Consider the following 4,522-nt stretch of genomic DNA (forward strand, 5'->3'; position numbering starts at 1 on the left):
CTTCCCTCGGCTCAGCCGAAGAAACTCAACCTTCACACCTTCCCCAAGTACATGACGGCCCCCTTCCTTGCGCCTAGCGCAAGGAAGGGGGCCTTCATGTACTGGCGGGAAGCTCGGCTGAGCCGAGGGAAGGGGGCCTTCACGCGCCGTCGTCGTGGCTGGCGATGTTGCTGAGACCAGAGGTATTGCGGAGGGGCGGCGAGGGGAACGTCAAAGGTCCCTGAGTCCCCCACGACCACTTAGCCCTGGTCGGTCGGAACGCTCACCGCGTCGGTCACGAACACGAGTGTCTCGTTCGGCTCGATGCCGTTGCCGCCCTGGCCGTAGCCGAGGTCCGGCGGGATGATCAGCAGCCGCCGCGCGCCCTGCTTGATCCCTTCGAGGCCCTGGTCCCAGCCCTTGATGACCTTGCCGGCGCCGAGCGGCAGCTCGAACGGTTCGCCGCGGTCGAACGAGCTGTCCAGCTTCTGCTTGTTGGACCAGGTGACCAGCGAGTAGTTCATCTTCAGGTTCGCGCCTGCCTTGGCACCCTCACCGGTGCCGGGCTCGAGGTCCTTGGTGATGAGTTTCTTCGGCGGGTCGCAGTCGTCCGGGATGGTGATGGTCGGCGCCTCGCCGAACTTCCCGGTGGTCTTGACGTCGTCCGCGGTGCACTCCTTGCCCTTCGGGGCGGCCGGAGCCGACGACGACGCCGACGCGGGCGCCGCGCCGGAGGACGGCTGGGCGGACCCGGCGGTGTTCTGTTTCTCGCCACAGGCCGCCAGGGCGAGCACGCCCGCGCCGATGACCACGATCTTGCCGAATGTGCGCATGCGGCCGACCTTAGCCAAGACCCTCCAGCGCCGGAACAAGGTCACCGGTCTGCACTACGCCCATCCGACGGGTCGCCCTGGTCAGGGCCACATAAAGGTCGTTGAGCCCGCGTGGGGACCCGGCGACGACGTCGTCCGGCGCCACCAGCACGACCGAGTCGAACTCGAGCCCCTTCGCCCGCTCGACCGGCAGCACCGACACCCGGTCCCCCGACTCGCCGAGCGCCTCCGAGAGCGGATCGACCAGTGAAGCCGGGCACAGCACGGCGACCGTCCCACCGTCCACAGCGGACAGTTCGGCGTCGACGAGACCGGTTAGCTCGGCGGCGAGTTCCGCCGGTTCCACGGCGCGCAGCCACGGCTCAAAACCCGTCTCCCGCACCGAAACCGGCGCTTCGAGCGACGGGTCGACGTCGGCGAGCACCCGGGACGCGACGGCCATGATCTCCGCCGGGGTCCGGTAGTTCACGGTCAGTTCTTCGAGCTTCCAGCGGTCGGCGACGTACGGCGACAGCACTTCTCCCCACGACCGCGCGCCACCGGACGCGCCGGTCTGGGCGACGTCGCCGACCAGTGTCATCGACCGGTTCGGCGACCGGCGCATCAGCAGCCGCCAGTCCATCGCGGTCAGCTCCTGTGCCTCGTCGACGATCACATGCCCGAAGGTCCAGGTCCGGTCCTGCGCGGCCCGCTGCGCCGCGGTCATCTCACTGCGGCGCTGCTGGCGTTCGGCGAACAGTTCGGCGTCGAGGACGTCACCCACCCGCAGCAGCTCCTCGTCGATAATCTCCTCGTCCTGTTCGAGGATGTCGAGTACGCCTTCCGCGTACGCACGGTCTTCTCGCTCACGACGGGCGCGCTCGACGCGGGCGTCGGTGTCGTCCTCGCCCAGCAGCTCGGCGAGTTCGTCGAGCAGCGGGACGTCCGCCGGGCTCCAGTTCGCGTCGGTGGGGCTGTAAAGATGCTCACGATCGGTGTCCGACAAGGCTTTCCCGGACGCGCTCCGCAACCGTTCGCGGTCGGCGAACAGCTCGTCGAGCACCACTTCGGGGGTGAGCGTCGGCCACAGTCCGTCGAGCGCCGCGGCCACGTTCTTGTCGGCGGCGACCTCGGCGCGGATGTCCTGGACGTCGCGTGCGTCGAGCAGATCCTCCCCCAGCCTGCGGGCGGCTTGCCGGGTGAGCGCGTCGAGAAGGTCGGAAAGGAAGATCCGCCGGGCGAGGTTGTGCGGACGGCGTGACCGGCGGGCCCGCGTCCGCGCTTCGGTGCAGGTCTTGCGGTCGAGCATGAGGATCTCGCGCTCGAACTCGATCTCCAGCACCGGTTCGGGGACGCGCTGCCGGTCGCGGACGGCGTTGGCGAGCACGTCGGCCATCACCCGGCGGCCCTTGACCTCGGCGGCCTCGCGGGTGACCGACCCGTCGGCGTTCAGGCCGGGGTACAGCTGGCCGACGGTGGCCAGCAGCACGCCGGTCTCACCCAGCGACGGCAGGACCTGCCCGATGTAGCGGAGGAACGTGCTGTTCGGCCCGACCACCAGTACGCCGCGGGTGGTGAGCTGCTGGCGGTGCGTGTAGAGCAGGTACGCCGCGCGGTGCAGCGCGACCGCGGTCTTGCCGGTGCCCGGCCCGCCCTGGACCACGAGGACGCCGTTCGGCGACGCGCGGATGATGCGGTCCTGCTCGGCCTGGATGGTGGCGACGATGTCGCTCATCTCACCGGTGCGGCGGCGTTCGAGCGCGGCCAGCAACACGGCCTCACCCGCCAGCCCGAGGTCCTGGCCCTGGTCGGCGGCGGAGAGGTCGAGGATCTCGTCGTCGACGCCGACGACCTTCCGGCTCAGCGACCGGATGTGCCTGCGGCGGCGGACACCCTCGGGAGAGGCGGCGGTGGCGAGGTAGAAGGGCCGCGCGACCGGCGCGCGCCAGTCGACGAGCAGCGGGCGGTACTCGTCGTCCTCGTCGAACAGTCCGAGCCGCCCGATGTAGGTGGTCTCTTCGGCGTGATCGGGAAGGAAGTCGAGGCGGCCGAAGCACAGGCCCTGCTCGACGGAACTCAGCTGGGACAGCCTGTCGGTGTACAGCGTCGTGGCGACGTCGCGTTCGGTACGCGCCTGCGGGGTACCGCCGGTCTGGCGCAGCGTTTGGTCGAGCCTGCGCTGCGCGTCGACGCGTTCGGCGTCGAGCTTGCGGTAGAGGGTGGTGACGTACTCCTGCTCGAACGCGACGTCCTGCTCGGTCGCGTCGAGTTCCCGGTCCGGGGACACGGACAAAAGCAGCCTGCTTTCGGAGGTGGGACAAGGGGCCGAATGGATTACAACGGCGCCCGCCATCATCTCATTCCCTCGTTTTCACCCGGATCAGGAGGAAGGCCAGCAGCGAAAGACCGGTGGCGGCACTCGCCCAGACGAGGTTCTCGTGGAGCAGGACGGCGAAGGTGGCCGCGACACCGGCGATGGATTGCGCGACGAAACCGCACAGCGCGACGGCGTAGGCGCCTTGTCCGGGAACCGCGCTCACCGCGACGGCCATCCCGCTCGGGAAGAGTGCGGCCTGGCCGAACGTGATCCCGCAGTACAGCGCTATGAACGTCACGAGCGCGGCGGTGAGCGGGATCCCCGGCAGAAGCCACAAGACGACCGTCAACGCGCCGGCACCGGTCATGACCAGCGCACCCGCCCGCATCAGCCAGTGCGATCCCCTGCGGCTCGCCAGCCGGTTCACCAGCATCGCGCCGCCGAAGTAGGCCAGCCCGATCAGCAGCCCGACGTTGCCGTACTCCTCCACGCCGAGCCCGAAGTACCGTTGGAAGACGAACGGAGCGACCTCCTGAAGAAGCACGATCGTCGCGAACCCCAGGCCGGCCGCGATGGACGGCAGCAGGAACGCCCGCACGGTGAGGATCCGGAAGTAGATCCGGACCATGCCGGTCTTCTCGCCGCCGCCGCGGCCGGGGTCGAGTGAAAGCGTCAGCGTGCCGATGACGCAGATCACCCCGGCCGCCGTCAGTACGGCGAACCCGCCCTGCCAGTCGCCGATCAGCCCGCCGAGGAACTGCCCGCCGCCGAGTGCCGTGACGAACGCGATGGAGAGCACCGAAAGCCGTTTGGCGAGCGCGTCGCCGTCCCCAAGGTCCCGCGCGACGACGCGGGCGATGATGGCCGCGCCCCCGGCGCCGATCCCTTGCAGGGAACGGAGGATCAGCAGCCAGACGGGCGAGGTGTTCGCGATCAGCACCGCACTGGCGACGACGAACAACCCCAGCGCGGCCAGCATCGCGGCACGGCGGCCGTAGCGGTCGGCCGCCCGGCCCCACAGGACCACCGGTGCCGCTGCGCCGATGACGAACAGCGAGACCGACAACGCCGCGAAGCTGCGCGAGACCGCGAAGTCGTGCTCGATCGCGGGGAGGGAGGGGAGGTAGATCGTCGTCGCCATTTGCGCGGTGAAGACGACCAGGCAGGCGACCGCCATGGTCCGGCGCTCGGCCGCCCTGGTGAGCTCGGTGGTGGTTGTCACTTCACCGGACCGTACCGACGGGTAACCCGGCGGAGCAACGTGCGCCAACCCGTGGGAAGGGGGCTGGGCTGCCCCCAATGCCACATTGGGGACGTTGTGCTCGGCGCCGTTCGAGTCGACGAAGGCCTGGGCCTCGTCCGGGTCGGCCAGCTTCAGGTTCATCACATAGGACATCGAGTCCTCCGACGGGGC

3 protein-coding genes are annotated in these 4,522 nt (G+C 69.5%); all 3 read right to left on the minus strand.

Annotation, left to right across the window (positions count from 1 at the left end):
- Positions 1-239: 239 nt before the first annotated feature.
- On the minus strand, positions 240-812 hold the full coding sequence (locus AB0M65_RS40300) for an FKBP-type peptidyl-prolyl cis-trans isomerase (RefSeq protein ID WP_364040761.1): 573 nt from the start codon (positions 810-812) through the stop codon (positions 240-242).
- Positions 813-822: 10 nt separating this feature from the next.
- Positions 823-3,084, minus strand: a complete 2,262-nt coding sequence (locus AB0M65_RS40305) for a UvrD-helicase domain-containing protein (protein ID WP_364040764.1) — start codon at positions 3,082-3,084, stop codon at positions 823-825.
- Between the two features lie 64 nt (positions 3,085-3,148).
- A partial coding sequence (locus tag AB0M65_RS40310; RefSeq protein ID WP_364040766.1) for an MFS transporter occupies positions 3,149-4,522 on the minus strand: 1,374 nt, incomplete at its 5' end.

This window comes from Amycolatopsis sp. NPDC051071, assembly GCF_040682875.1.
Taxonomy (GTDB): domain Bacteria; phylum Actinomycetota; class Actinomycetes; order Mycobacteriales; family Pseudonocardiaceae; genus Amycolatopsis.

What these genes read in the sequence shown, in the direction of transcription:
- AB0M65_RS40300 (WP_364040761.1), bottom strand. Translation starts at nt 812, where the DNA reads ATGCGCACATTCGGCAAGATCGTGGTCATCGGCGCGGGCGTGCTCGCC.